Consider the following 24,906-nt stretch of genomic DNA (forward strand, 5'->3'; position numbering starts at 1 on the left):
TGCTTACGCCTCCTTCGGCGCCAGGCGCTTGAGCTCGGCCTCGGTCGAGCCCAGCAGTTCGTTCCAGGACACCGCGAACTTCTCGACGCCCTCGTCCTCCAGCAGCTGGACGACGTCGTCGTACGAGACGCCGAGCGCGCCGATCGCGTCCAGCTCGCCCTGGGACTGCTCGTACGTGCCGCGGATGGTGTCCCCGGTGACCTCACCGTGGTCGGCGACCGCGTCCAGCGTGGCCTCGGGCATGGTGTTGACGATGCCCGGGGCGACCAGCTCGGTCACGTACAGGGTGTCCGGGTAGGCAGGGTCCTTCACGCCGGTGGAGGCCCACAGCGGACGCTGCTTGTGCGCGCCCTCACGCTCCAGCGCCTGCCAGCGGTCGGAGGAGAAGACCTCCTCGTACGCCTGGTAGGCCAGCCGGGCGTTGGCGACGGCGGCCTTGCCCTTGAGGGCCTTGGCCTCGTCGCTGCCCAGCTTCTCCAGGCGCTTGTCGATCTCGCTGTCCACGCGCGACACGAAGAAGGAGGCCACCGAGCGGATCAGGGAGAGGTCCAGGCCCGCGGCCCGGGCCTTCTCCAGGCCCGCCAGGTAGGCGTCCATGACCTCGCGGTAGCGCTCCAGCGAGAAGATCAACGTGACGTTGACGCTGATCCCCCGGCCGATCACCTCGGTGATGGCCGGCAGGCCCGCCTTGGTCGCCGGGATCTTGATCAGGGTGTTGGGCCGGTCCACCAGCCAGGCCAGCTGCTTGGCCTCGGCGACGGTGGCGGCGGTGTCGTGGGCCAGACGCGGGTCGACCTCGATCGACACCCGGCCGTCCTGGCCGCCGCTGGCGTCGTACAGCGGGCGCAGCACGTCGGCGGCGTCGCGTACGTCCGCGGTCGTGATCATCCGCAGTGCCTCGTCCACCGTCACCTTGCGCGCGGCGAGGTCGGTGAGCTGCTGCTCGTAGCCGTCACCGCCGGCGATCGCCTTCTGGAAGATCGACGGGTTGGTGGTGACGCCGACCACGTGGCTCTGGTCCATGAGCTCGGCCAGGTTGCCGGAGGTGATCCGCTTACGGGACAGGTCGTCGAGCCAGATCGCCACGCCCTCGTCGGAGAGGCGCTTGAGTGCGTCTGTCATGGGTTCTGCATCTCCTCGGTACGTCGTATGCGTCTGTGCGTCAGCGTGCGGCGGCGGCGATGGAATCGCGTGCGGCGGCGGCCACGGCCTCTGCGGTCAGACCGAACTCGCGGTAGAGGACCTTGTAGTCGGCGCTTGCCCCGAAGTGCTCCAGGGACACAATCCGGCCCGCGTCGCCGACGAAGCGGTGCCAGGTCAGCCCGATACCGGCCTCGACGGCGACCCTCGCCCGGACGTTCGGCGGGATGACGCTGTCGCGGTACGCCTGGTCCTGCTCCTCGAACCACTCCACGGACGGCATGGAGACCACGCGCGCCGGGATGCCGTCGGCCTGCAGCTGCTCGCGGGCTTCGACGGCCAGCTGCACCTCGGAGCCGGTCGCGATCAGGACGACCTGCGGCTGGCCGCCCTCGGCGTCGAACAGCACGTAGCCGCCCTTGACGGTGTCCTCGTTGGCCGGGTAGGTCGGCACGTTCTGCCGGGTGAGGGCCAGGCCGTGCGGGGCGGGGTGGGCGGTGTGGCGGCGCATGATCTCAGCCCAGGCGATCGCCGTCTCGTTGGCGTCGGCCGGACGGACGACGTTGAGGCCGGGGATGGCGCGCAGCGCTGCCAGGTGCTCGATCGGCTGGTGGGTCGGGCCGTCCTCGCCCAGGCCGATGGAGTCGTGCGTCCACACGTAGGTGGCCGGCAGCTTCATCAGCGCCGCCAGGCGGACCGCCGGGCGCATGTAGTCCGAGAACACCAGGAAGGTGCCACCGTAGACACGGGTGTTGCCGTGCAGCGCGATGCCGTTCATGGTCGAGCCCATGGCGTGCTCGCGGATGCCGAAGTGCACGGTGCGGCCGTACGGGCTCGCCTCCGGCAGCGGGTTGTCGGTGGGGAGGAAGGACGACGAGGCGTCGATGGTGGTGAGGTTCGAGCCCGCCAGGTCGGCGGAGCCGCCCCACAGCTCGGGGATCACGCCGCCCAGCGCCTTCAGCACCTCACCGGAGGCCTTGCGGGTGGCGACGGCCTTGCCCGCGGGGAACTCCGGGACGACGTCCTCCCAGCCGGCCGGGAGCTCGCCGGCGTGGATGCGGTCGAAGGTGCGGGCCCGCTCCGGGTTGGCGGAGCGCCACTCCTCGAACCGCTTGGTCCACTCCGCGTGGGCCTCGCGGCCGCGGTCGGCGACCTTGCGCGCGTGCGCCAGCACCTCGGAGGCGACCTCGAAGCTCTGCTCGGGGTCGAAGCCCAGCACCTTCTTGGTGGCCGCGACCTCCGTGTCGCCCAGCGCCGAGCCGTGGGCGGCCTCGGTGTTCTGGGCGTTCGGGGCGGGCCAGGCGATGATCGTGCGGGCCGCGATGATCGAGGGGCGGTCGGTGACCGCCCGGGCCTTGTCGAAGGCGGCGTACAGGGCCCGGACGTCGAAGTCGCCCGAGGGGTCCTGCTCGATGCGCTGCACGTGCCAGCCGTAGGCCTCGTAGCGCTTCAGCACGTCCTCGGAGAAGGCGGTCGCGGTGTCGCCCTCGATCGAGATGTGGTTGTCGTCGTACAGGGCGATCAGATTGCCCAGCTTCTGGTGCCCGGCCAGCGAGGACGCCTCGGCGGAGATGCCCTCCTCCAGGTCGCCGTCGGAGACGATCGCCCAGATGGTGTGGTCGAAGACCGACTCGCCCGGAGCCGCGTCCGGGTCGAACAGGCCGCGCTCGTAGCGGGCGGCCATCGCCATGCCCACCGCGTTGGCGATGCCCTGGCCCAGCGGGCCGGTGGTGGTCTCCACACCCGTCGTGTGACCGTGCTCCGGGTGGCCGGGGGTACGCGAGCCCCAGGTGCGGAAGGCCTTGAGGTCCTCCAGCTCCAGCCCGTAACCCGAAAGGAAGAGCTGCGTGTACAGCGTCAGCGACGTGTGTCCCGGCGACAGGACGAAGCGGTCGCGACCGGTCCACGCGGCGTCCGAGGGGTCGTGCCGCATCAGCTTCTGGAACAGCAGGTAGGCCGCGGGGGCGAGGCTCATCGCCGTACCCGGATGGCCGTTGCCGACCTTCTGTACGGCGTCCATCGCCAGAACCCGGGCGGTGTCAACCGCACGCCTGTCCAGCTCGCTCCACTCCAGCTCGGAGGTGGTCGGCTCGGTGCTCACCTGAGAGGGCTCCTCTCCACATGTATTACGCCGGTGACGATGTGCACACCGGGCGTTGCCGAGCCTACCCCTGCACGTGCGTGCACCTTTTCGAGTGTGGGCTCGACGGCTGCGGCAACCGATCCCCGGGCAGCGGCATTCCCTCCCCGGCACCGGTGGTGTCACCAGCGTGCCCCGGTCAGCGTTTCTTCGCCTGTTGAACGCAGAACACCTTCAGGTTGCACTTCTCTTGCGCTATGGAGGCCAACACGTGGCACCCCCGAGCGCGGGCGGAGTATCCGCTACGTCTAAAGTGGCGTGGTACGCGCAAGCGGAGCCGCTTGCTGGACTTTTCCTCAGGGGTGTTCGTGACGGCCGTCGAATCCCGGCCCGCCGGAGCCATCGGGTCGAGCCACCGCCACCGGCCGTTCGGTGCCCGTGTGATGGCGTTCGTGGCGCTGACCAAGCCGCGCATCATCGAGTTGCTGCTCATTACGACGGTACCGGTGATGTTCCTCGCGGCGGGCGGCGTCCCCGACCTGTGGCTGGTCGCGGCGACCATGATCGGCGGCTACATGTCGGCGGGCGGCGCGAACGCCCTCAACATGTACATCGACCGCGACATCGACGCGCTCATGCACCGCACGGAGCAGCGCCCGCTGGTCACCGGCATGGTCGCGCCGTGGGAGTGCCTGGTCTTCGGCATCACGCTTTCGGTGGTTTCCACCGTCTGGTTCTGGGTGCTCGTCAACCCCCTGTCGGCGGCGCTGTCCCTGGCGGCGATCCTGTACTACGTCTTCGTCTACACCCTCGGCCTCAAGCGCCGCACGGCCCAGAACATCGTCTGGGGCGGCATCGCCGGCTGCATGCAGGTGCTCATCGGGTGGTCTGCGGTGCGGAACGAGCTGGCCTGGGCGCCGTTCGTCCTCTTCCTCGTCCTCTTCTTCTGGACGCCGCCGCACTACTGGCCGCTGTCGATGAAGGTGAAGGACGACTACGAGCGCGTGGGCGTGCCCATGCTGCCGGTCGTGGCGGGCAACGTCGTGGTGGGGCGGCAGATCGTCATCTACAGCTGGGTGATGGTGCTGGTATCGCTCACGCTGTGGTGGCCGCTCGGTGCGGCGAGCTGGTTCTACGCGGCCGTAGCCGTGGTGCTGGGCGCCTTCTGGCTGGTCGAGGCGCACGCCCTGTACGGGCGGGCGAAGGCCGGTGTGGTCGGCGCCAAGCTCAAGGAGATGCGGCTGTTCCACTGGTCCATCACCTACGCGACACTGCTGTTCGTCGCCGTCGCCGTGGACCCCTTCCTGCGCTGATTACCGGCGGGTAGCATTCCTGTCATGGCAGAGAACGAGGAAGCAGTCACCCAGGCCGCGGACCGCCGGGCCGCGGCCCGTGCCGAGCGCCGCGCCGCCCGCCTGGCGAAGCAGATCACCGCGTTCGCCAGGAGCCACGGCGGCGGCGCCGAGGGCCAGATCGCGTACATCGGCGAGGTCGGCACCCGCATCGTGCTCGTCGGTGAGAACGGTGAGTGGGGCGACCTGGTGGCCCCCACGTACGACATCGCCCGCAGCGCCGTGGAGCGCTCCGGGATCACCGTGCACGAGTCCTTCGACGGAGAGCTCGCGGCCAAGGTGCGCACCGGCCGCTACGAGTGGTCGCGGATGGCCGGGATCCAGATCGGCGGACCCGCCAACACCTGACGCCGGGCCCGCCCGTTAGGACCATGGGAGTGGTCCGGTCGACGGGTGGCAACGAGGAGGCGCCGGTGGATACCGAGGAACGCGACGAGAGGCGGCTGACGGCCCGCCGGGAAGCGGCGCGGCTGTCCGCGGAGGGCGTGCGCGCCGTCGCCGTCAGCTGGGTGGACAACGCGGGCATCAGCAGGGCCAAGACCGTGCCCACCGCCCGGCTGTCGCACGCCGCGCACCGCGGGGTGGGCATGTCGCCGGTCTTCGACGTCTTCACCTCCGACGACGCCGTCACCTCCTCCCCGCTGATCGCCGGCCCCGACGGCGACCTGCGGCTCTTCCCCGACCTGGACCGGCTCACCGTGCTGGCCGCCCGGCCCGGCTGGGCCTGGGCCCCGACCGACCGCTACGACCAGAACGGCCGCCCGCACCCCGCCTGCCAGCGGCTGTTCGCCCGGCGTATGACGGAGCGCGCCGCCGAGCGCGGCCTGGAACTGCGGATGGGCTTCGAGACCGAATGGGTCGTGGCCAAGGACGACGGCAGCGGCGACTGGGCCTCCCGCGGCCCGGCCTACGGCCTGACGCGGGTGACCGAACTCTCGGACTACCTGCTCGACCTCCACGACGCCCTCGCCGCCCAGCGCATCGAGGTCCTGCAGGTGCACCCCGAGTACGCGCCCGGCCAGTTCGAGGTGTCCACCGCGCCCGCCGACCCGGTCCGCGCCGCCGACGAGGTCGTCCTCGTCCGCGAGACCGTGCGGGCGGTCAGCGCCGCCCACGGACTGCGCGCCTCCTTCGCCCCGGCCGTCGTCGCCGGGCAGGTCGGCAACGGCTGCCACCTGCACCTGAGCCTGCGCGAGCACGGGCACAACCTGCACCGCGACCCCACCGCCCCGTACGGCCTGGCACCCGCCGCGAACACCTTCCTGGCGGGCGTGCTCGACGCCCTGCCCGCCCTGTGCGCCATCGGCGCCCCGTCCCCGGCCAGCTACCTGCGCCTCGTCCCCTCCCGCTGGGCCGGCGTGTACCGCTGCTGGGGCGTGGAGAACCGCGAGGCGGCGCTGCGCCTGGTGCCGGGCGAGGCCGACGACCCCGACGGCGGGCACGCCGAGCTCAAGCCCTTCGACGCCGCCGCCAACCCCTATCTGCTGGTCGGCTCCGTCATCGCGGCGGGCCTGGCCGGTCTGCGCGACGGCGGGGGGACGCTGCCGCCGCCGGTCAGCGGGGACCCGGTCGGGCACGGCGACCAGAAGCGGCTGCCCACCTCGCTCAGCGAGGCCGTCTCGCACCTGGTGCGCAGCGGGACGCTGAAGGAGGCCCTGGGCGAGGCGCTGTTCGGCGCGGTGGTCGCGGTGCGGCGCGCCGAGTCCGAGGCGCTGGCCGAGTACGGTCCCGACGAGCTCGCGGAGGCCACCCGGTGGCGGTGGTGATCGAGCTGCCGCCGCTGGTCGACCACCACTGCCACGGCGTGGTCCGCGGCGAGCTCGGCATCGCGGCCTTCGAGACGTATCTCACCGAGTCCGACGCGCCCGCGGCTCCCGGCACCACCTTCTTCGACACCCAGACCGGCTTCGCCGTCCGCCGCTGGTGCCCGCCGCTGCTCGGACTGGAGCCGCACTGTCCGCCGGCGGGCTACCTCGCGCGGCGCCGCGAACTCGGGGTGTACGAGACCACGCGCCGGCTGCTGCGGGGCAGCGGCATCGGCACGTACCTCGTCGACACCGGGCTGCCCGGGGACCTGACGACGCCCGCGGAGCTGGCCGCGGCCGGCGGGGGAGCGGAGCGGGAGATCGTCCGGCTGGAGCGGCTCGCCGAGGGCGTCGCCGGGGCCTGTGGCTCGGCCGGGGCTCTGGTCGAGGGCATCGCCGAGGCCGTCCACGCCGCCGCGCGCACCGCCGCCGGCTTCAAGTCGATCGCCGCCTACCGCCATGGCCTGAGCCTCGCCCCTGAGCCGCCCGCGCCCGGCGAGGTCCGGCACGCCGCCGGGGCGTGGCTGGAGGCGCGCGGCGCCGGACGTCCCCGGCTCGGCGACCCCGTACTGCTGCGGCACCTGCTGTGGACGGCCGTCGCGACCGGGCTCCCGTTGCAGCTGCACACCGGCTTCGGCGACCCGGACCTGCGGCTCGACCACGCGGACCCGGCGCTGCTGACGGACTTCGTCCGGGCGACCGCGGGGACCGGGACCGACCTGGTGCTGCTGCACTGCTACCCGTACCACCGGCAGGCGGCCTACCTGGCGAACGTCTACCCGCACGTGTACGCGGACGTCGGCCTCGCCCTCGGCCATGTGGGGGCGCGGGCGAGCGCGGTCCTCGCGGAGTTCCTGGAGCTGGCGCCGTTCGGGAAGCTGCTGTTCTCGACGGACGCCTACGGGCTGCCCGAGTTGCACGTGACGGGCGCCGAGACCTTCCGCGGCGCGGTGCGCGAGGTGCTGGGCGGCTGGGTCGCCGACGGCGCGTGGTCGGCGGCCGACGCCCGGCGCGTCGCGGCCATGGTGGCCGCGGACAACGCGCGGCGGCTGTACCGGCTCCCGTGAGCGGCCCCCCTCGGCGGGGGCGTGGGCGGCGTGTCCGTGCCGCGTCCGGTGGGCGGGTGCGGGTTCGTCTCGCGCCCTTCAGGCACACAGTCGCGGGCTGAGGACGGGAGGGTGCCGCGCGGGGCTGGTCGGCGGTGCGCGGGTGGGTGCGTGGCGGGGGTCCAGGCTCCGGAGCGGGTTGCCTTTGCCGGCGGCGGGGGCTCGTTGCCGCCCGCGGGTGCAGATGGCCGCTTCCACGCCCACTCCCGGTGATGGGCGCGCCCGCCGTAACCGGCGTCAAGCGGTGATTCGGGGTGTTGTCGGGGGGTACGGCGGAGATCGGGCTCGCTTTCCGCCGACATTCACGGCGGAAAGGGCCCGATGTCCGGGGAGCACCCGCCGGTTGCGGCGGGCGCGCCACCCGCGGACGGCGACGAGACCGGAACCCGATGAACAACCGGCCCCGCTTCGGAGCCTGAACCCCGGCCACCCACCAGCCCGCAGTGCGGCGATCAGCCCCAGACCGCCACCCTCCCGTCCGCGGCCCGCGTCTTTGCGCCCGAAGGGCGCGCCCCGGCCCAGGTGCTGCGCGGGTGGGTGCCTAGGCGGCCGGCGCGGGCTCCGGGGCCGACGCGACGGCCGCGGGCACCGGCTCCTCGCCGCGCTCGCTCTCCGGACGCTCGCGCATCGACAGCAGCACCCGCAGCACCGCGATCCACACCAGCGTCGAGCCGAGCATGTGGAGGGCCACCAGGACCTCGGGCAGCTTCGTGAAGTACTGGACGTAGCCGATGACGCCCTGCGCGAGCAGTACGACCAGCAGGTCCCGCACCCGGGCCCGCGGCCCCGCGGGGGCGTCGACGGCACGCAGCACGAACCACAGCGCGATCGTCAGTCCGCACACCACCCACGCCAGGTCGGCGTGGAGTTGCGAGATGGTCTCCCACTTCACCGGGACGCGCGGAACGTCGCTGCTGTCGCCCGCGTGAGGTCCGGCCCCCGTCACGAGCGTGCCGACCGCGATCAGCGCCCCGGAGGCGGCGATCAGCACCCACGTGAGCTGCCTGACCGGCTTGCCGACCAGGGGACGCGCTCCGGCGTCGCCCTCTCCGGCCCGTTGCCACATCACCAGCGCGACGGCGATCAGCGCGCTGGAGAGCAGGAAGTGCGCGGCGACCGTGTACGGGTTGAGACCGGTCAGCACGGTGAAGCCGCCGAGCACGGCGTTGCCCATGACGACCCAGAACTGGGCCCAGCCGAGCCGGGTCAGCCCGCGCCGCCACGGCGCCGCGGCTCGCGCGGCGATGATCGCCCAGCCCACGGCGGCGCACAGCACGTACGTCAGCATGCGGTTGCCGAACTCGATCACCCCGTGCACGCCCATCGCCCGGGTCGCGGTGAGGCTGTCGTCGGTGCACTTGGGCCAGGTCGGGCAGCCGAGGCCCGAGCCGGTCAGCCGGACGGCGCCGCCGGTCACCACGATGACGACGCTCATGACGAGCGCGGCCAGCGCGGCCCGCCGGACCGTCTCGGGGGACGGGGTCCAGCGCTGGGCGATGAAGGCCAGGGGGTTTCGCGCGGCTTGGCCTGCTTGGCTGAGATTGGGCACGGCCACCATCGTAGGCGCCTCCTTGTGCAATCCTTCACGAGGGGGACGCCCAGGGGAGGGGTTGGGGGACATGAGCGACGTCGGCCGGCGGAAACTGCTCTACGGAGGCGCCGCCGCGGCGCTCACGGGGATCGGCGCGGCCGCGTACACCGCCGCGGACACCCCCGCCGCCGAGGCCGTGCGGCAGCCCAGGAGCACCACGCACCCCGGCGTGGTCGACGTCGTCGCCGACTTCGGGGCCAAGGGCGACGGCACCACCGACGACAGCAAGGCCTTCGCGGACGCCTACCGCTACGCCGAGTCGCGCCTGGACGACCACACCGGCCGCACCGTGATCGACGTCCCGCCCGGCAAGTACCTGATCACCGAGCCCGGCGCGCTGCTGGACGGCGACGACCCGTCCAACGCCGCCAACGGCCTGCGCTTCCGGGGCGCGGGCCTGCGCATCAGCGAGATCGTCTTCGCGCCGCGGGAGCCCGCCGGCGCCTTCCTCTGCCGCAACGACGACATGTGGCAGAACATCGCCTTCGAGGGCCTGCGCTTCACCTCCGGCACCCCGGGCGCCTCCTTCTTCTCCTCCTACTCCACCGGCGGCGCCGCGAACTACCGCTTCACCGACTGCGAGTGGATGGGGGAGTGGGAGTACGGCATCGCCCTCGACGGCACCAACACCAACTCCGAGATGCGCTGGGAGGCCTGCCGGGTGGGCGGCGCCTACCGCAGGGCGTTCCTCTACTCGGGCCTGTCCAAGCGGTCGGAGAACCCGGAGCAGCAGGACCAGTTCCTCAACTACTGGTTCACCGACATGAACGTCACCTACGAGTGGGGCAACTTCCTGGAGTTCCCCTACGGCGGCTCGGTCACCTGCCGCGCCGGGAGCTACATCGTCACCGGGCGGCGCCCCGCGCCCCACCCCGACTACGGCTACGAGAGCGCCTTCTTCCGCTTCCCCCGCAAGCAGCACTTCAGCTCGGTGCAGCGCTTCCACGCCGAGGACATCCGCTTCGAGCTGCGCAACGCCGACACGGTCGTGATCGACTGCGAGTGGGGCGGCGGCACCGTCCACTTCAACGACTGCGACGACACCGCCAACGCCTTCAAGTCCTTCGCCCCGCAACTGCGGGCCCACCGCTACACACTGGGCCCGCGCGGTCCGCTGGTGCGCTACGACTCCTGCCAGCTCACCGGCGCCCACCGGTACCGCACCGACGGCTCCGCGGAGCTGCCCACGACGGTGCGCTACGACATGTGCCTGCTGGCCAGCCACGCCCCGGAGAGCGGCTTCCTCGCCCTCGACGAGGGCCAGGGCACCGGCTTCGCCCGCTTCGTGGACTGCGTCACTCCCACCTGAACCAGCGCGCCGCGGCGCCGAGGCCCAGCACGGCCCAGACGGCGAGGATCCCGAGGTCGCCCCACGGCATGCCCGCGCCGTGCTGGAGGACGTCCCGCAGACCGTCCGACAGGGCCGAGATCGGCAGCAGTTCCAGGACGGAGCGGGCCGTGTCGGGGAACCTGTCCAGCGGCACGATCACCCCGCCGCCGACGAGCAGCAGCAGGAAGACCAGGTTCGCGGCGGCGAGCGTGGCCTCGGCGCGCAGCGTGCCGGCCATCAGCAGACCGAGGCCGGAGAAGGCCGCCGTGCCCAGGGCGAGCAGCAGGAGCACCGCCAGCGGATTGCCGCTCGGAGACCAGCCCAGGGCGAACGCGATCACGGTGAGCAGGGCGATCTGCAGGACCTCGGTGACCAGCACGGAGCCGGTCTTGGCGGTCATCAGCGCCCAGCGCGGCAGCGGGGACGCGCCGAGCCGCTTCAGCACGCCGTAGCGCCGCTCGAAGCCGGTGGCGATGGCCTGGCCGGTGAAGGCGGTCGACATCACGGCCAGCGCGAGGACGCCGGGGGTGAGGAAGTCGACGGCCTTGCCGGCGCCGGTGTCGACGATGTCGACGGCGCTGAACAGGACCAGCAGCAGCGTGGGGATGACGACGGTCAGCAGCAGCTGCTCACCGTTGCGCAGCAGCATCCGGGTCTCCAGCGCGGTCTGCGCGCCGATCATCCGGGGCAGCGAGGCCGCTCCGGGGGCCGGGGTGAAGGTGCCGGTGGCGGTCACGAACGCAGCTCCTTGCCGGTGAGCTCCAGAAAGACGTCCTCCAGGGTGCGCCGCTCGACCGCGAGGCGATCGGGCATCACGCCGTGCTGGGCGCACCAGGAGGTGACGGTGGCCAGCATCTGCGGATCGACCTTGCCCTCGATGCGGTAGCTGCCCGGGGTGAGCTCCACGGCCGCGGAGTCGGCGGGCAGCGCCTTGAGCAGGGAGGCCAGGTCCAGGCCCGGGCGGCCGGAGAAGCGCAGGGTGTTCTCGGCGCCGCCGCGGCACAGCTCCTCGGGGGTGCCGCTCGCTATCACGCGGCCCTTGTCGATGATCGCGACGTCGTCCGCGAGCTGCTCGGCCTCGTCCATGAAGTGCGTGGTGAGGACGACGGTGACGCCGTCGGCGCGCAGCTCGCGGATCAGCTCCCAGGTGCTGCGGCGGGCCTGCGGGTCCAGTCCGGCCGTCGGCTCGTCCAGGAAGACCAGCTCCGGGCGGCCCACGACGGCCATCGCGAGCGCCAGACGCTGCTGCTGGCCGCCGGAGAGCCGGCGGTACGGGGTGCGGCCGCAGGACTCCAGGCCGAGCCGTTCGATCAGCAGCGCGGGGTCGACGGGGTCGGCGTGCAGCTTCGCGGTGTGCCGCAGCATCTCCTCGGCGCGGGCACCGGCGTACACGCCGCCGGACTGCAGCATCACGCCGATCCGGGGCCGCAGCGCGGCGGCCTCGCGTACGGGGTCGAGCCCCAGCACCCGTACCCGGCCGCCGTCCGGACGGCGGTAGCCCTCGCAGGTTTCGACGGTGGTGGTCTTTCCGGCTCCGTTGGGTCCGAGCACGGCGGTCACGGTGCCCCGGGCGACGCTCAGGTCGAGCCCGTCCACCGCGGTCTTGGCGCCGTATCGCTTGACCAGTCCCGTCATCTCGACCGCGGGGTCCATTCGCATGAGCGGAAGTCTACGAACCCGCGAGGGGTGCTCCGCCGGGAGGGCGGTGCCGCGCGCCGTCACCGCCGGTCACGAGGGGTGTGCGGCGGCCGGATCCCGGCAGCGGGGAAGATCGTTTCCGCAGGTCAGGTTAGGTATCCCTAAGTGACGCAGCAGACATCCACCCCGAGGGCCGCCGCTTGCCTATGCGAGATGAATTACGCAACACTGGGCTTGTGAAAAACGCGTCCGAGGCTCAGGAGGAGCAGACGACCGGGGAGCGGAGCACCCGCGACCGGGTCGCCAGGTCCGTCCTGGTCCATGGGCCGTCGACCGCCGCCGACCTGGCGGAACGGCTCGGGCTGACGCAGGCGGCCGTGCGCCGCCACCTGGACGCGCTCGTCGCCGAGGACATCGTCGAGCCGCGCGAGAAGCGGGTCTACGGGAACCGCGGCCGCGGCCGCCCCGCCAAGGTGTTCGCGCTGACCGACTGCGGCCGCGACGCCTTCGACCAGGCCTACGACCAGCTCGCCGCCGACGCCCTGCGCTGGATCGCCGAGTCCGCCGGCGGCGGGGAGCAGGGAGACGCCGCAGTGTCGGCCTTCGCCCGCGCTCGGGTCGCCGGGCAGGCCGAGCGCTACCGGGCGGTCGTCGAGGCGGCCGGCCCCGAGGAGCGCACGCAGGCGCTGGCCGAGGCGCTCAGCCAGGACGGGTACGCTGCCACGACGCGCAACGCGCCCGCCTCCGCCGGGGAGCAGCTCTGCCAGCACCACTGCCCGGTGGCACACATCGCCGAGCAGTTCCCGCAGCTGTGCGAGGCGGAGGCCGAGGTCTTCTCCCGCCTGCTCGGCACCCATGTACAACGGCTGGCGACCATCGCCCACGGAGACGGTGTCTGCACCACCTTCGTGCCGAAGGCCGCGTCGCCGTCCGGAACCACCGCACCGAACAACAACGCACGCAACGCCGGGAGGAACCCCGCATGACTGCCCCCCTGGAGACGGCTCACCCTGAACTCGAGGGTCTGGGCAACTACGAGTACGGCTGGGCCGACTCGGACGTGGCCGGTGCCGCCGCCCGTCGTGGCCTGAGCGAGGACGTCGTCCGCGACATCTCCACGAAGAAGAACGAGCCCGAGTGGATGCTCAAGCTGCGTCTCAAGGGCCTCAAGCTCTTCGGGAAGAAGCCCATGCCCACCTGGGGCTCGGACCTGTCCGGCATCGACTTCGACAACATCAAGTACTTCGTGCGGTCCACGGAGAAGCAGGCGGAGTCCTGGGAGGACCTGCCCGAGGACATCAAGAACACCTACGACCGGCTGGGCATCCCCGAGGCGGAGAAGCAGCGACTGGTCGCGGGCGTGGCCGCCCAGTACGAGTCGGAGGTCGTCTACCACCAGATCCGCGAGGACCTGGAGGAGCAGGGCGTCATCTTCCTGGACACCGACACGGCGCTGAAGGAGCACCCGGAGCTGTTCCAGGAGTACTTCGGCACCGTCATCCCGGCGGGTGACAACAAGTTCGCCTCGCTGAACACCGCTGTGTGGTCCGGCGGCTCCTTCATCTACGTGCCGAAGGGCGTGCACGTCGAGATCCCGCTGCAGGCCTACTTCCGGATCAACACGGAGAACATGGGCCAGTTCGAGCGGACGCTGATCATCGTCGACGAGGACGCCTACGTCCACTACGTCGAGGGCTGCACCGCGCCGATCTACAAGTCGGACTCGCTGCACAGCGCCGTGGTCGAGATCATCGTGAAGAAGGGCGGCCGCTGCCGCTACACGACGATCCAGAACTGGTCGAACAACGTGTACAACCTGGTCACCAAGCGCGCCGTGGCGTACGAGGGCGCGACGATGGAGTGGGTCGACGGCAACATCGGCTCCAAGGTGACCATGAAGTACCCGGCCGTCTACCTGATGGGCGAGCACGCCAAGGGCGAGACCCTGTCGATCGCCTTCGCGGGCGAGGGCCAGCACCAGGACGCCGGCGCCAAGATGGTGCACATGGCGCCGAACACCTCCTCCTCGATCGTCTCCAAGTCGGTCGCCCGCGGCGGTGGCCGCACCTCCTACCGCGGTCTGATCGAGATCGGCGAGGGCGCCGCCGGCTCCAAGTCGAACGTGCTGTGCGACGCGCTGCTGGTGGACACGATCTCCCGCTCGGACACCTACCCGTACGTGGACGTCCGTGAGGACGACGTGTCGATGGGCCACGAGGCGACCGTCTCCAAGGTCAGCGAGGACCAGCTCTTCTACCTGATGAGCCGCGGCCTGGAGGAGACCGAGGCGATGGCCACCATCGTCCGGGGCTTCGTCGAGCCGATCGCGCGCGAGCTGCCCATGGAGTACGCGCTGGAACTCAACCGGCTGATCGAGCTGCAGATGGAGGGGTCCGTCGGCTGACGCCCGGCCGCTCCGTCCACCACCCGATGCCCCTGTAGGGCCGTGAGCGAGCCGAAGGGCGCGCCGCTTCCGAAAGCGACGAGACCAAGCGAGGAACGAGCGCAGTGTCGAGGAACGTCGGAAGCGGGTACGAGCGCCCGGAGGCGAGCGAGCACAAAAAGGCAGAAAGAGGCAGTAAGACAGCCATGGCTGAAACCATCCCGGCCGCCGGTGCCACCACCGAAGGCGCCATCCAGGTCGGCCAGCCCCGGGACGCCCGGGTCAGCGCGCCCGCGTCCTACGACGTGGCCGACTTCCCCGTGCCGAACGGCCGCGAGGAGGAGTGGCGCTTCACCCCGCTGGAGCGGCTGCGCGGCCTGCACGACGGCACCGCCGTCGCGACCGGTGGCGGCGTCAGGGTCGAGGTGAGCGCCCCCGCGGGTGTCACCGTCGAGACCGTCGGCCGGGACGACGCCCGGGTCGGCAAGGCCGGCAAGCCGGTCGACCGGGTCGCGGCCCAGGCGTACAGCTCCTTCGAGAAGGCAGGCGTCGTCTCCATCCCCAAGGACGCGGTGCTCTCCGAGCCGGTGCGGATCTCGGTGCACGGCGAGGGCGGCGTGGCCTTCGGCCACCAGGTCGTCGAGGTCGGCGCCTTCGCCGAGGCGGTCGTGGTCATCGACCACACCGGTGACGCCGTCGTCGCGGCCAACGTCGAGTACCTGATCGGCGACGGAGCCAAGCTGACCGTCGTGTCGATCCAGGACTGGGACGACACCGCGGTCCACGCGGCCCAGCACACGGCCCTGGTCGGCCGCGACGCGACCTTCAAGTCCGTCGTGGTCACCTTCGGCGGCGACGTGGTGCGGCTGCACCCGAGGGTCGTCTACGGCGCCCCGGGCGGCGAGGCCGAGCTGTACGGCCTGTACTTCACCGACGAGGGCCAGCACCAGGAGCACCGCCTCTTCATCGACCACGACACCCCGCACTGCCGGTCGAACGTGGCGTACAAGGGCGCGCTGCAGGGCCGGGACGCGCACGCGGTGTGGATCGGCGACGTGCTGATCCGTGCCGAGGCCGAGGGTACCGACACATACGAGCTCAACCGGAACCTGGTGCTCACCGACGGCGCCCGCGTCGACTCGGTGCCGAACCTGGAGATCGAGACCGGTGAGATCGTCGGCGCCGGCCACGCCTCGGCGACCGGCCGTTTCGAGGACGAGCAGCTGTTCTACCTGATGGCCCGCGGCATCCCGGCCGACGATGCCCGCCGGCTGGTCGTCCGCGGCTTCTTCGCGGAGCTGATCCAGCAGATCGGTGTCGCCGACCTGCAGGAGCGCCTGCTGGAGAAGATCGACGCGGAGCTGGAGGCGTCCGTCGTATGACCACTGCTGAAGGCTTCCTCCGCGCCTGCGCGCTGAGCGAGCTCGAGGAGGACACGCCCAAGCGTGTCGAGCTCGGCGGCGTGCCGGTGTCGGTCGTGCTCACCGAGGGCGAGGTGTTCGCGATCAACGACATCTGCTCGCACGCGAACGTCTCACTGTCCGAGGGCGAGGTGGAGGACTGCCAGATCGAGTGCTGGCTGCACGGCTCCTCGTTCGACCTGAGGACCGGCAAGCCGTCCGGGCTGCCCGCGACGCGGCCCGTCCCCGTGTACCCCGTTCAGATCCAAGGGGACGATGTGCTCGTCTCCGTCACCCAGGAGTCCTGAGACACCCATGGCAACGCTTGAGATCCACGACCTGCACGTCTCCGTCGACGCCGAGGGCGGTCCGCGCGAGATCCTCCGCGGCGTCGACCTGACCGTGAAGCAGGGCGAGACCCACGCCATCATGGGTCCGAACGGCTCCGGCAAGTCGACCCTGGCCTACTCGCTGGCCGGGCACCCGAAGTACACCATCACCGGTGGCACCGTGACCCTGGACGGCGAGGACGTGCTGGCCATGTCCGTCGACGAGCGGGCCCGGGCGGGCGTCTTCCTGGCCATGCAGTACCCCGTCGAGGTCCCCGGCGTCTCGGTCTCCAACTTCCTGCGGACCTCGGCCACCGCCATCCGCGGCGAGGCCCCGAAGCTGCGCACCTGGGTGAAGGAGGTCAAGGAGGCCATGGAGCGCCTGCACATGGACCCCTCCTTCGCCGAGCGCAACGTCAACGAGGGCTTCTCCGGCGGTGAGAAGAAGCGCCACGAGATCCTCCAGCTCGAACTGCTCAAGCCCAAGATCGCGATCCTCGACGAGACCGACTCCGGCCTGGACGTCGACGCGCTGCGCATCGTCTCCGAGGGCGTCAACCGGGTGCGCGAGAGCGGTGAGGTCGGCACGCTGCTGATCACCCACTACACCCGGATCCTGCGCTACATCAAGCCCGACCACGTCCACGTCTTCGCCGCGGGCCGGATCGCCGAGTCCGGCGGTCCGGAGCTCGCTGACAAGCTGGAGGCCGAGGGCTACGAGGCCTATGTGAAGGGAGGCGCGTCCGCGTGACACCGCAGCTGCCGGGCCTGCTGGACGCCGAGGCGATCCGCAAGGACTTCCCGGTGCTGGACCGCCTGGTCCACGACGGCAAGAAGCTCGTCTACCTGGACAACGCCGCGACCTCGCAGAAGCCGCGCCAGGTCCTCGACGCGCTCAGCGAGTACTACGAGCGCTACAACGCCAACGTCCACCGCGGTGTGCACACGCTCGCCGAGGAGGCCACGGCGCTGTACGAGGGCGCCCGTGACAAGATCGCGGCCTTCATCAACGCGCCGAGCCGTGACGAGGTGATATTCACCAAGAACGCCTCGGAGTCGCTGAACCTGGTCGCCAACATGCTGGGCTGGGCCGACGAGCCCTACCGCGTGGACAGCGACACCGAGATCGTCATCACGGAGATGGAGCACCACTCCAACATCGTCCCGTGGCAGCTGCTCTCGCAGCGCACCGGCGCGAAGCTGAAGTGGTTCGGCCTGACCGACGACGGCCGGCTCGACCTGAGCGACATCCAGCAGGTCATCACCGAGAAGACGAAGATCGTCTCCTTCACGCTCGTCTCCAACATCCTGGGCACGATCAACCCGGTCGAGGCGCTCGTGCGCCGCGCCCAGGAGGTCGGCGCACTGGTGCTGATCGACGCCTCGCAGGCCGCGCCGCACATGGTGCTGGACGTGCAGGCGCTGCAGGCCGACTTCGTGGCCTTCACCGGCCACAAGATGCTCGGCCCGACCGGCATCGGCGTGCTGTGGGGCCGCCAGGAGCTGCTGGAGGACCTCCCGCCGTTCCTGGGCGGCGGAGAGATGATCGAGACCGTCTCGATGCACGAGTCGACCTACGCGCCGGCGCCGCACAAGTTCGAGGCGGGTACGCCCCCGATCGCCCAGGCCGTCGGCCTCGGCGCGGCCGTGGACTACCTGAGCGCCATCGGCATGGACCGGATCGCCGCGCACGAGCACGCGATCACCGAGTACGCGCTGCGCCGGCTGAAGGAGGTGCCCGGGCTGAAGATCATCGGACCGGACACCCCCGAGGGCCGCGGCTCCGCGATCTCCTTCACCCTCGGCGACATCCACCCGCACGACGTGGGCCAGGTCCTCGACGAGCAGGGCATCGCCGTGCGGGTCGGGCACCACTGCGCGCGGCCGGTGTGCCTGCGGTACGGAATTCCCGCGACCACGCGAGCGTCGTTCTATCTGTACTCCACTCCGGCCGAGGTCGACGCCTTGGTCGAGGGCCTGGAGCACGTACGGAACTTCTTCGGCTGAGGGACGGACGGCGAAGCCTGTGAAGCTGGATTCGATGTACCAGGAAGTCATCCTGGACCACTACAAGAACCCGCACGGCCGGGGCCTGCGCGACGGTGATGTCGAGGTGCACCACGTCAACCCGACGTGCGGCGACGAGATCACCCTGCGCGTCAAGCTCGACGGCACGTCCATCCGGGACATCAGCTACGAGGGTCAGGGCTGTTCCATCAGCCAGGCCAGTGCCTCCGTGCTCAACGAACTGCTCGTCGGCCGCCAGGTCGACGAGGCCGTGAAGGTCCAGGAGGTCTTCCTGGAGCTGATGCAGTCCAAGGGCAAGCTGGAGCCCGACGACGCGATGGAGGACGTGCTGGAGGACGCGGTCGCGTTCGCCGGCGTCTCCAAGTACCCGGCGCGCGTCAAGTGCGCGCTGCTGAGCTGGATGGCGTGGAAGGACGCCACCGCCCAGGCTCTGGGCGATGGCGCGGTCAGGGAGTCCGCATGAGCGAGAACGCAGAAGTGACGACGACGAAGCCGGCGAGCGAGGAGGAGATCCGTGAGGCCCTCTACGACGTCGTCGACCCCGAACTGGGCATCGACGTCGTCAACCTCGGCCTGATCTACGGCATCCACATCGACGACAGCAACGTCGCGACCCTCGACATGACCCTCACGTCGGCGGCCTGTCCGCTGACCGACGTCATCGAGGACCAGGCGAAGTCGGCCACCGACGGCATCGTCAACGACCTGAAGATCAACTGGGTCTGGATGCCGCCGTGGGGCCCGGACAAGATCACCGACGAGGGCCGCGATCAGCTGCGCGCACTCGGCTTCAACGTCTGACCTCGCGGGGCCCCGGGGGCCCTGGAGGGACCACGACCGCGGGACGCCGCTCCGATCGGGAGCCGCGTCCCGCGGTCGTATTCTCGTTTGCGCGCGTTCCCCCGGGTCGCGCCGGAGGGGGCGGGCGAGGGCCGGGTGCCCTCTGCGCACGCAGTGTTCGCCGGGGAGGTCCTGCTGGCAGAGGTCCACGAAGGCGAGGCCGGGGGCGGCCGCGTCCACCGGCTGCGGATGCGGACCATCGGCGGACACGAGGTCGATGTCGCCGTGGCCGGCGAGGAGTTGACGGACACCCCGGCCCCGGGGCACTGGGTGGACGGAGAGTTCTTCCTGACGGGTTCGCTGGGCCTGGCGGCGGCGCCGGACGCCGCCCGGAAGCGGTGGTGGTCGCGCCGGTCGTGAGGGAGCCGCCATGTGTACGGGTGTACACATCGATGTGTACGCTTGTACGCATGGCATACGCATTGCTGGGCGGGGCGATACTCGCCGAAGTGCTCGGTACGACGTCCATGAAGTTCAGCGACGGCTTCACCAGGCTGTGGCCCTCCCTCGGCACCGCCGCCGGCTATCTGATCGCCTTCGCGCTGCTCGCGCAGACGCTCAAGACGATGTCAGTGGGCACCGCCTACGCGATCTGGGCCGGGGTCGGCACCGCCGCGATCGCCGCCATCGGCATGGTCTTCCTCGGCGAGGCGGCCACCGCGGCCAAGCTGACGGGGATACTCCTGGTCATCGCCGGGGTGGTCGTCCTCAACCTGGGCGGCTCCCACTGATGGCCCGCCGCTACGACCCCGAGCGGCGGCAGCGCCTCATCGACGCCGCGATCCGCGTGGTCGGCGAGCGCGGCATCGCCGGGCTCAGCCACCGGGCGGTGGCCGCGGCGGCCGACGTCCCGCTGGGCTCGACCACGTACCACTTCGCCACCCTCGACGACCTGCTCGTGGCCGCCCTGCGGCAGTGCAACGAGGCCTTCTTCCGGGAGGTCGGGGAACGCGCCCTGCTCGGCGCGCCCGGCGCCGACCTCGCCGCCGAACTGGCCCGGTTCGTCGAGGAGACGGTCTCCCGGGACCGCCCCCGGGCGCAGCTGGAGTACGAGCTCTACCTGGCCGCCCTCCGACACGAGGCCGTACGGCCGGTCGCCGCGGAGTGGGTGGACAACATGGCCGCCCTCCTCACCCGGTGGACCGATCCGGTCACGGCCCGCGCGTTGGCCGCGCTCACCGACGGGATGTGCCTGCAGGCGCTGCTGACCGGCCGCGAGATCGACCGGGAGGAGGCCCGCGAGGTCTTCGCGCGGATCATCGGCAAACCCGGGCGAGACTGCTGACCTATACCGGCCGCGACCTGATCCGGCATCCTCACGCGCCGCATTCACGCCTTCACGTGATCGATTCTTGTAGAGCGTCGATCGGAGGCCAGTAAATGAAACAGGCGATGAAGGACATACCGAAGGTGGTGTGGCTCCTTGCCACCGGCATGTTCTTCGTGGCGGCGGTGAGCTTCACCTTCGTCTACCTCTTCGTCTACCTGACCGGACCCCGTGGGCTCAGCACCTCCCAGGCAGGACTCATCGCCGGCGTGGGCGGCGTGGGCATGGTCGCCGGCAACTTCACCGGCGGGTGGTTCGGCGACCGCTTCGGGCACCGCCGCACCCTCATCACCGGCATGGTCGTGTCCGGTCTCGGCCTGGCGGCCCTGCCGCTGACGCCGACCGCCGCCCTCGCGGTGGTCTTCCCGGTCGCCCAGTACGCCACCGGCGTCACCCGGGCCTCCAACTCGGCGCTCATCGCCTTCTCCGTGCCCGAGGGCTCCCGCCGCCAGGGCTTCGCCCTGCTGCGCTTCATGGCGAACCTCGGCGTCACCGTGGGCCCGCCGCTCGGCGCGCTGATCGCCACCACGGTCTCGTACGACTGGCTGTTCGTCGCCGACGGCCTCGGCATGCTCTTCTTCGGCGTCTACGCGCATTTCATCCTGCCGGCGAACGGCAACCACCGCCCCAAGGGCGACGCCTCGCCGGACGCACCCGGCCTGTGGACAGCGCTGCGCGCCCGGCCCGCCGTGCTGGTGCTGCTCGCCGCGATCCTGGTCGCCGACACGATCTACCGCCAGCAGTACTCCACCCTGCCCGTGTACCTGAAGGACCACGGCATCGGCACCGGCGTCTACGGCGCCCTGATCGCCGTGAGCGGCGCCCTGGTCATCCTCCTCGAGCTCCCGGTCACCGTCGCCCTGCGCCGGCGCGCCCCGCTGCCGATCATCGGCCTCGGCGTGATGCTGGTCGGGCTCGGCTTCGCCGCGCCGGCCACCGGCCACTGGTACATCGCGGCCGCCGTCGTGATGATGATCCTGCTGACCGTGGGCGACATCCTCTACAAGTCGCCGTCCACTGCCTACGTCGCCGACAACGCCCCCGACCACCTGCAGGGCCGCTTCCAGAGCCTGTACGCCGGCGCCTCCATCAGCGGCGTGGTGCTGGCCGCCCCGCTCGGCGGCGTGCTCTACCAGACCGCGCCGGGCGCGCTGTGGCCGCTGTGCGCCGTCCTCGGCGTCGTCGCCGGGGCGGCCGTGCTCGGCGCCCAGCGGCTGCCGGGCGTACGGGTAGCGGCCGTCGAGCCGGACGCGGTCAAGGCCGCGACGCAGTCCTGACCGCTTCGAGCGCCTCCGCCACGCTCGCCGTGACGTCCGTGACCGGGTAGAACACCCGCCGGACCACCCGGTCCGCGCCGACCACCAGCGTCAGCCGCTTCAGCCGCACCGCGCCGCCCGCGCGGAAGGTCGGCAGCCGCAGCGCCGCGGACAGGGTCAGCTCCGCGTCCGACAGCAGCGGGAAGGGCAGCCGCTCCCGCTCGGCGAACTCGGCCTGCTCGTCCGGGCGCTGGGCGCTCACCCCGTGCACGGCCGCGCCCGCCGCGGAGAACTCCGCCGACCGGTCGCGGTAGGTGCAGGACTCCAGCGTGCAGCCCGCCGCCCCCGGGATGTCGCCCCAGCCCGGGGGGTAGGACGCCGGCCGCGCGAAGGCGCCGGGGAAACAGTAGAGGACCGTGAACGGGCGGTCCACGGCCACCGGGTCGAGCAGTTCGCCGTCCGGGCCCGCGGGCAGCAGCAGCGCGGGCACCCGGGTCCCCGTCAGCGCGTGCACGCGCTCGGCCTCCAGTGAGCCGTCCGCCGCGGTGCCGGTGGTCGTGCCGTCGCCCAGCACCCACTGGTCGCCCCAGTCCTGGAGGGCGATCAGCACCGGCAGCAGCGCCCGGCCGCGCGGGGTGAGTTGGTACGCGTACCGCACCGGGCGCTCCTGGTAGGGCTCGCGGGCCAGCACGTCCGCGTCGACCAGCAGGCGCAGCCGTTCGGCCAGCACCTTGCGGGAGACGCCGAGTTCGCGCTGCAGGTCGTCGAAGCGGTCGACGCCGCGGGCGGCGTCCCGCACGATCAGCAGCGTCCACCAGTCGCCGACCACGTCGAGGGCCTGGGCGATGGAGCAGTTCGCGTCACCGAGGTGTGTGCGGCGGGCCATGCCGCTATCCTGCCAGCCGAGAGTGAGTTCCCAAAAGGAACCCACTGGCCGGAGGAGGGGGTTGGGGTATGCGCGAGGTGCCCAGGGTCGTCTGGTCGCTGGCCGCGGGGGTCTTCACGAACGCGGTCGTGAGCTTCACCTTCGTCTACCTCTTCGTCTGGCTGACCGCGGTACGGGACCTGCCCGTCGCGCAGGCCGGGCTGATCGCCGGCACGGGCGGGGTGGGCCTGGTCGCCGGCAACTTCACCGGCGGCTGGTTCGGCGACCACATCGGCCACCGCCGCGTCCTGCTCACCGGATCCGCCGTCTCCGGCGCCGGACTCGTCCTGCTCCCCGCGCTGCCCACCGCCGTGCTGCTGCCCGTCCTGCTGCTCGCGCAGTACGCGGCCGGCACCGCGCGCGCCGCCAACTCCGCGCTCGTCGCCGTCTCCGTGCCCGAGGGCGCCCGCCGCCAGGGCTTCGCCGTGCTGCGCTTCGCCTCCAACGCGGGCTTCACCGTGGGGCCGCCGCTCGGCGCGCTGCTGGCCGCCCACACCTCGTACACCTGGCTCTTCGTCGCCGACGGCGTCGGCACACTGCTCTTCGCGGGCTACGCCGCCCGCGCGCTGCCCGCCCAGGGCGCCCGCCGGGCCCGCGCCCCGCGTCCCGCGGACGCCACCGGATTGTGGACGGCACTGCGCGCGCGGCCCGCCGTGATGATGCTGCTGGCGACGATCCTCGTCACCGACACCGTCTACCGGCAGCAGTACTCCACCCTGCCCGTCTGGCTCGCCGACCACGGCATCGGCACCGGCGCGTACGGCTGGCTGATCGCCGTCAACGGCGGCGTCATCCTCTGCCTGGAGATCCCGGCCACCGTCGCACTGCGCCGCCGGCCGCCGCTGCCGATCATCGGCACCGGGCTCGTCCTCGTCGGCGCGGGCTACGCCGCCCTGGCCGGCGGGCCGTACATCGCCACGGCGGTGACCATGATGGTGCTCCTCACGGCGGGGGAGATCCTCTACAAGACCACCGCCACCGCCTACGTCGCCGACAGCGCCCCGGACCACCTGCAGGGCCGCTTCCAGTCCCTGTACGCGGGCGCCTCCGTCAGCGGCACCGTCCTCGCCCCTCCCCTCGGCGGCGCCCTGTACGAGGCCGCCCCCGGCGCGCTGTGGCCGGTCTGCGCGGTGCTGGCCGCGCTCAGCGGGGCGGTGCTGCTGACGGCCGCCGCGCGATGGCGGCGCGGTGCGGGGGACGGGGACGGGGAGGCGGTGTCCGCCGGAGGCGTGCCGGGTGGGGCGGGTGTGACGCGGTGGCGTTCCGGATGGCGGGCCGGTTGGGCAAGCGCGGGACGCAGCGACTAGCGTTCGACACATGACTGACACGACCGCCACCTCTCGCGCCACCGGTGCCGTTGCCGCAGGCCTCGCCACGATCGCCGACGACGGCACCGTCCTCGACACCTGGTTTCCCGCGCCCGAGCTCGTGGCGGCCCCCGGCCCCGCCGGGACCGAACGGCTCACCGCGGACCAGGCCGCCGAACTGCTGGGCGACGCCGCCCCCAAGGCGCTGGGACCGGACCCGCGCCGCGGCGTCGAGGTCGTCGCCGTACGCACCGTCATCGCCTCGACCGACGACAAGCCGCTCGACGCCCACGACGCCTACCTGCGCCTGCACCTGCTGAGCCACCGCCTGGTCAAGCCCAACGGCCAGAACCTGGACGGCATCTTCGGCCTCCTGGCCAACGTCGCGTGGACCTCCATCGGCCCCGTCCCCGCCGGGAACATCGAGCGCGCCCGCCTCGCCGCCCGCGCCGAGGGCCTGCACCTGTCGGTCTACGGCGTCGACAAGTTCCCGCGCATGACGGACTACGTCGTCCCCGCCGGCGTCCGCATCGCCGACGCCGACCGCGTGCGCCTCGGCGCCCACCTCGCGTCCGGCACGACCGTGATGCACGAGGGTTTCTGCAACTTCAACGCCGGCACGCTGGGCACCTCCATGGTCGAGGGCCGCATCAGCCAGGGCGTCATCGTCGGCGACGGCTCCGACATCGGCGGCGGCGCCTCGATCATGGGCACCCTCTCCGGCGGCGGAAAGTCCGTCATCTCCATCGGCGAGCGCTGCCTCCTCGGCGCCGAGGCCGGCATCGGCATCCCCCTGGGCGACGACTGCGTCGTCGAGGCCGGCCTCTACGTCACGGCGGGCACCCGGGTCTGCCTGCCCGACGAGACCATCGTCAAGGCCAAGGAGCTCTCCGGCGCCGACAACCTCCTCTTCCGCCGCAACTCCATCACCGGCGCGGTCGAGGTCCTCCAGCGCACGGGCTCGTGGGGCGGGCTGAACGAGATCCTGCACAGCCACAACTGACCGACGGCGGCCGTGACCTGCGGCCGTCTTGTCGATCAACGTCCTGATCTGCCGCCGGGCCGTCGG

Annotated in this window: 25 protein-coding genes; 19 read left to right on the forward strand and 6 right to left on the reverse strand. The window is 71.7% G+C overall.

Going from position 1 to position 24,906, the window contains the following annotated elements:
• Nucleotides 1-3: 3 nt before the first annotated feature.
• Nucleotides 4-1,122, reverse strand: coding sequence for a transaldolase (tal, locus tag OIE69_RS29650; RefSeq protein ID WP_326576973.1), 1,119 nt, complete (start codon nt 1,120-1,122; stop codon nt 4-6).
• Nucleotides 1,123-1,162: 40 nt separating this feature from the next.
• A complete protein-coding gene (gene tkt / locus OIE69_RS29655; protein ID WP_326576975.1) occupies nt 1,163-3,241 on the reverse strand; it encodes a transketolase in 2,079 nt (692 codons plus the stop codon).
• Between the two features lie 347 nt (nt 3,242-3,588).
• Between tkt and OIE69_RS29660 the strand changes: the two genes are divergently transcribed.
• From OIE69_RS29660 to OIE69_RS29675, 4 genes are all read left to right on the forward strand, one after another.
• Nucleotides 3,589-4,533: a heme o synthase gene (locus tag OIE69_RS29660; RefSeq protein WP_326576977.1), complete on the forward strand. Its 945-nt coding sequence runs from the start codon at nt 3,589-3,591 to the stop codon at nt 4,531-4,533.
• 24 nt (nt 4,534-4,557) lie between these two features.
• Nucleotides 4,558-4,920, forward strand: a complete 363-nt coding sequence (locus tag OIE69_RS29665) for a hypothetical protein (protein WP_326576979.1) — start codon at nt 4,558-4,560, stop codon at nt 4,918-4,920.
• Nucleotides 4,921-4,985: 65 nt separating this feature from the next.
• On the forward strand, nt 4,986-6,338 hold the full coding sequence (locus OIE69_RS29670) for a glutamine synthetase family protein (RefSeq protein WP_326576981.1): 1,353 nt from the start codon (nt 4,986-4,988) through the stop codon (nt 6,336-6,338).
• Entirely contained in the window at nt 6,335-7,444 is a 1,110-nt protein-coding gene (locus OIE69_RS29675; protein ID WP_326581448.1) for an amidohydrolase family protein, read from the forward strand. The genes OIE69_RS29670 and OIE69_RS29675 overlap by 4 nt, the downstream gene beginning before the upstream one ends.
• A gap of 580 nt (nt 7,445-8,024) precedes the next feature.
• Here the strand turns inward: OIE69_RS29675 and OIE69_RS29680 are convergent.
• A complete protein-coding gene (locus OIE69_RS29680; protein WP_326576982.1) occupies nt 8,025-9,041 on the reverse strand; it encodes a COX15/CtaA family protein in 1,017 nt (338 codons plus the stop codon).
• Between the two features lie 61 nt (nt 9,042-9,102).
• On the opposite strand from OIE69_RS29680, the gene OIE69_RS29685 reads away from it, so the two are divergent.
• The gene (locus tag OIE69_RS29685; RefSeq protein WP_326576983.1) at nt 9,103-10,383 is read left to right on the forward strand and encodes a glycosyl hydrolase family 28-related protein; all 1,281 of its coding nucleotides are present in this window, start codon (nt 9,103-9,105) and stop codon (nt 10,381-10,383) included.
• Here OIE69_RS29685 and OIE69_RS29690 read toward each other — a convergent pair.
• Entirely contained in the window at nt 10,370-11,086 is a 717-nt protein-coding gene (locus OIE69_RS29690; RefSeq protein ID WP_326581449.1) for an ABC transporter permease, read from the reverse strand. The two genes, OIE69_RS29685 and OIE69_RS29690, sit on opposite strands and share 14 nt — an antisense overlap.
• Nucleotides 11,087-11,136: 50 nt before the next feature.
• Nucleotides 11,137-12,063, reverse strand: a complete 927-nt coding sequence (locus OIE69_RS29695) for an ABC transporter ATP-binding protein (RefSeq protein WP_026251298.1) — start codon at nt 12,061-12,063, stop codon at nt 11,137-11,139.
• A gap of 215 nt (nt 12,064-12,278) precedes the next feature.
• On the opposite strand from OIE69_RS29695, the gene OIE69_RS29700 reads away from it, so the two are divergent.
• From OIE69_RS29700 to OIE69_RS29755, 12 genes are all read left to right on the forward strand, one after another.
• Nucleotides 12,279-13,028 carry a helix-turn-helix transcriptional regulator gene (locus OIE69_RS29700; protein WP_326576984.1) on the forward strand — a complete coding sequence of 250 codons (750 nt, stop codon included), beginning with the start codon at nt 12,279-12,281 and terminating at the stop codon, nt 13,026-13,028.
• Nucleotides 13,025-14,446 (forward strand): Fe-S cluster assembly protein SufB, encoded by a 1,422-nt coding sequence (sufB, locus tag OIE69_RS29705; RefSeq protein WP_326576986.1) that lies wholly within the window; start codon nt 13,025-13,027, stop codon nt 14,444-14,446. The genes OIE69_RS29700 and sufB overlap by 4 nt, the downstream gene beginning before the upstream one ends.
• Before the next feature lie 185 nt (nt 14,447-14,631).
• Nucleotides 14,632-15,807, forward strand: coding sequence for a Fe-S cluster assembly protein SufD (gene sufD, locus OIE69_RS29710; protein WP_326576988.1), 1,176 nt, complete (start codon nt 14,632-14,634; stop codon nt 15,805-15,807).
• The gene (locus tag OIE69_RS29715; RefSeq protein WP_326576990.1) at nt 15,804-16,133 is read left to right on the forward strand and encodes a non-heme iron oxygenase ferredoxin subunit; all 330 of its coding nucleotides are present in this window, start codon (nt 15,804-15,806) and stop codon (nt 16,131-16,133) included. Before sufD ends, OIE69_RS29715 begins: the two co-directional genes overlap by 4 nt.
• Nucleotides 16,134-16,140: 7 nt before the next feature.
• Entirely contained in the window at nt 16,141-16,905 is a 765-nt protein-coding gene (gene sufC, locus OIE69_RS29720; protein ID WP_326576992.1) for a Fe-S cluster assembly ATPase SufC, read from the forward strand.
• Nucleotides 16,902-18,161 (forward strand): cysteine desulfurase, encoded by a 1,260-nt coding sequence (locus OIE69_RS29725; protein WP_326576994.1) that lies wholly within the window; start codon nt 16,902-16,904, stop codon nt 18,159-18,161. The genes sufC and OIE69_RS29725 overlap by 4 nt, the downstream gene beginning before the upstream one ends.
• Before the next feature lie 19 nt (nt 18,162-18,180).
• Nucleotides 18,181-18,645 carry a Fe-S cluster assembly sulfur transfer protein SufU gene (gene sufU, locus OIE69_RS29730; RefSeq protein WP_326576995.1) on the forward strand — a complete coding sequence of 155 codons (465 nt, stop codon included), beginning with the start codon at nt 18,181-18,183 and terminating at the stop codon, nt 18,643-18,645.
• Nucleotides 18,642-18,983, forward strand: coding sequence for a metal-sulfur cluster assembly factor (locus tag OIE69_RS29735; RefSeq protein WP_018560667.1), 342 nt, complete (start codon nt 18,642-18,644; stop codon nt 18,981-18,983). The genes sufU and OIE69_RS29735 overlap by 4 nt, the downstream gene beginning before the upstream one ends.
• An 87-nt stretch (nt 18,984-19,070) precedes the next feature.
• Nucleotides 19,071-19,382 carry a hypothetical protein gene (locus tag OIE69_RS29740; RefSeq protein WP_326576999.1) on the forward strand — a complete coding sequence of 104 codons (312 nt, stop codon included), beginning with the start codon at nt 19,071-19,073 and terminating at the stop codon, nt 19,380-19,382.
• 50 nt (nt 19,383-19,432) lie between these two features.
• The gene (locus OIE69_RS29745; protein WP_326577001.1) at nt 19,433-19,753 is read left to right on the forward strand and encodes a DMT family transporter; all 321 of its coding nucleotides are present in this window, start codon (nt 19,433-19,435) and stop codon (nt 19,751-19,753) included.
• Nucleotides 19,753-20,307: a TetR/AcrR family transcriptional regulator gene (locus tag OIE69_RS29750; RefSeq protein WP_326577002.1), complete on the forward strand. Its 555-nt coding sequence runs from the start codon at nt 19,753-19,755 to the stop codon at nt 20,305-20,307. The genes OIE69_RS29745 and OIE69_RS29750 overlap by 1 nt, the downstream gene beginning before the upstream one ends.
• Nucleotides 20,308-20,414: 107 nt before the next feature.
• Nucleotides 20,415-21,626, forward strand: coding sequence for an MFS transporter (locus OIE69_RS29755; protein ID WP_326577004.1), 1,212 nt, complete (start codon nt 20,415-20,417; stop codon nt 21,624-21,626).
• Here OIE69_RS29755 and OIE69_RS29760 read toward each other — a convergent pair.
• Nucleotides 21,604-22,491 (reverse strand): winged helix-turn-helix transcriptional regulator, encoded by an 888-nt coding sequence (locus OIE69_RS29760; protein WP_326577006.1) that lies wholly within the window; start codon nt 22,489-22,491, stop codon nt 21,604-21,606. The two genes, OIE69_RS29755 and OIE69_RS29760, sit on opposite strands and share 23 nt — an antisense overlap.
• Before the next feature lie 68 nt (nt 22,492-22,559).
• On the opposite strand from OIE69_RS29760, the gene OIE69_RS29765 reads away from it, so the two are divergent.
• Entirely contained in the window at nt 22,560-23,837 is a 1,278-nt protein-coding gene (locus OIE69_RS29765) for an MFS transporter (RefSeq protein WP_326577007.1), read from the forward strand.
• Between the two features lie 10 nt (nt 23,838-23,847).
• The gene (dapD, locus tag OIE69_RS29770; RefSeq protein WP_326577008.1) at nt 23,848-24,840 is read left to right on the forward strand and encodes a 2,3,4,5-tetrahydropyridine-2,6-dicarboxylate N-succinyltransferase; all 993 of its coding nucleotides are present in this window, start codon (nt 23,848-23,850) and stop codon (nt 24,838-24,840) included.
• Nucleotides 24,841-24,906 lie beyond the last annotated feature (66 nt).

The sequence above is a fragment of the Actinacidiphila glaucinigra genome, from assembly GCF_035918135.1.
GTDB lineage: Bacteria > Actinomycetota > Actinomycetes > Streptomycetales > Streptomycetaceae > Actinacidiphila > Actinacidiphila glaucinigra.

Excerpts from the sequence above, each read along its gene's own strand:
- OIE69_RS29685 (WP_326576983.1), top strand. The coding sequence starts at position 9,103 with ATGAGCGACGTCGGCCGGCGGAAACTGCTCTACGGAGGCGCCGCCGCG.
- sufC (WP_326576992.1), top strand. The coding sequence starts at position 16,141 with ATGGCAACGCTTGAGATCCACGACCTGCACGTCTCCGTCGACGCCGAG.
- sufD (WP_326576988.1), top strand. The coding sequence starts at position 14,632 with ATGGCTGAAACCATCCCGGCCGCCGGTGCCACCACCGAAGGCGCCATC.
- OIE69_RS29695 (WP_026251298.1), bottom strand. The coding sequence starts at position 12,063 with ATGCGAATGGACCCCGCGGTCGAGATGACGGGACTGGTCAAGCGATAC.
- OIE69_RS29715 (WP_326576990.1), top strand. The coding sequence starts at position 15,804 with ATGACCACTGCTGAAGGCTTCCTCCGCGCCTGCGCGCTGAGCGAGCTC.
- OIE69_RS29665 (WP_326576979.1), top strand. The coding sequence starts at position 4,558 with ATGGCAGAGAACGAGGAAGCAGTCACCCAGGCCGCGGACCGCCGGGCC.
- OIE69_RS29690 (WP_326581449.1), bottom strand. The coding sequence starts at position 11,086 with ATGATCGGCGCGCAGACCGCGCTGGAGACCCGGATGCTGCTGCGCAAC.
- OIE69_RS29760 (WP_326577006.1), bottom strand. The coding sequence starts at position 22,491 with ATGGCCCGCCGCACACACCTCGGTGACGCGAACTGCTCCATCGCCCAG.
- OIE69_RS29735 (WP_018560667.1), top strand. The coding sequence starts at position 18,642 with ATGAGCGAGAACGCAGAAGTGACGACGACGAAGCCGGCGAGCGAGGAG.
- OIE69_RS29755 (WP_326577004.1), top strand. The coding sequence starts at position 20,415 with ATGAAGGACATACCGAAGGTGGTGTGGCTCCTTGCCACCGGCATGTTC.
- OIE69_RS29680 (WP_326576982.1), bottom strand. The coding sequence starts at position 9,041 with ATGGTGGCCGTGCCCAATCTCAGCCAAGCAGGCCAAGCCGCGCGAAAC.
- tal (WP_326576973.1), bottom strand. The coding sequence starts at position 1,122 with ATGACAGACGCACTCAAGCGCCTCTCCGACGAGGGCGTGGCGATCTGG.
- OIE69_RS29750 (WP_326577002.1), top strand. The coding sequence starts at position 19,753 with ATGGCCCGCCGCTACGACCCCGAGCGGCGGCAGCGCCTCATCGACGCC.
- OIE69_RS29745 (WP_326577001.1), top strand. The coding sequence starts at position 19,433 with ATGGCATACGCATTGCTGGGCGGGGCGATACTCGCCGAAGTGCTCGGT.
- dapD (WP_326577008.1), top strand. The coding sequence starts at position 23,848 with ATGACTGACACGACCGCCACCTCTCGCGCCACCGGTGCCGTTGCCGCA.
- sufB (WP_326576986.1), top strand. The coding sequence starts at position 13,025 with ATGACTGCCCCCCTGGAGACGGCTCACCCTGAACTCGAGGGTCTGGGC.
- OIE69_RS29765 (WP_326577007.1), top strand. The coding sequence starts at position 22,560 with ATGCGCGAGGTGCCCAGGGTCGTCTGGTCGCTGGCCGCGGGGGTCTTC.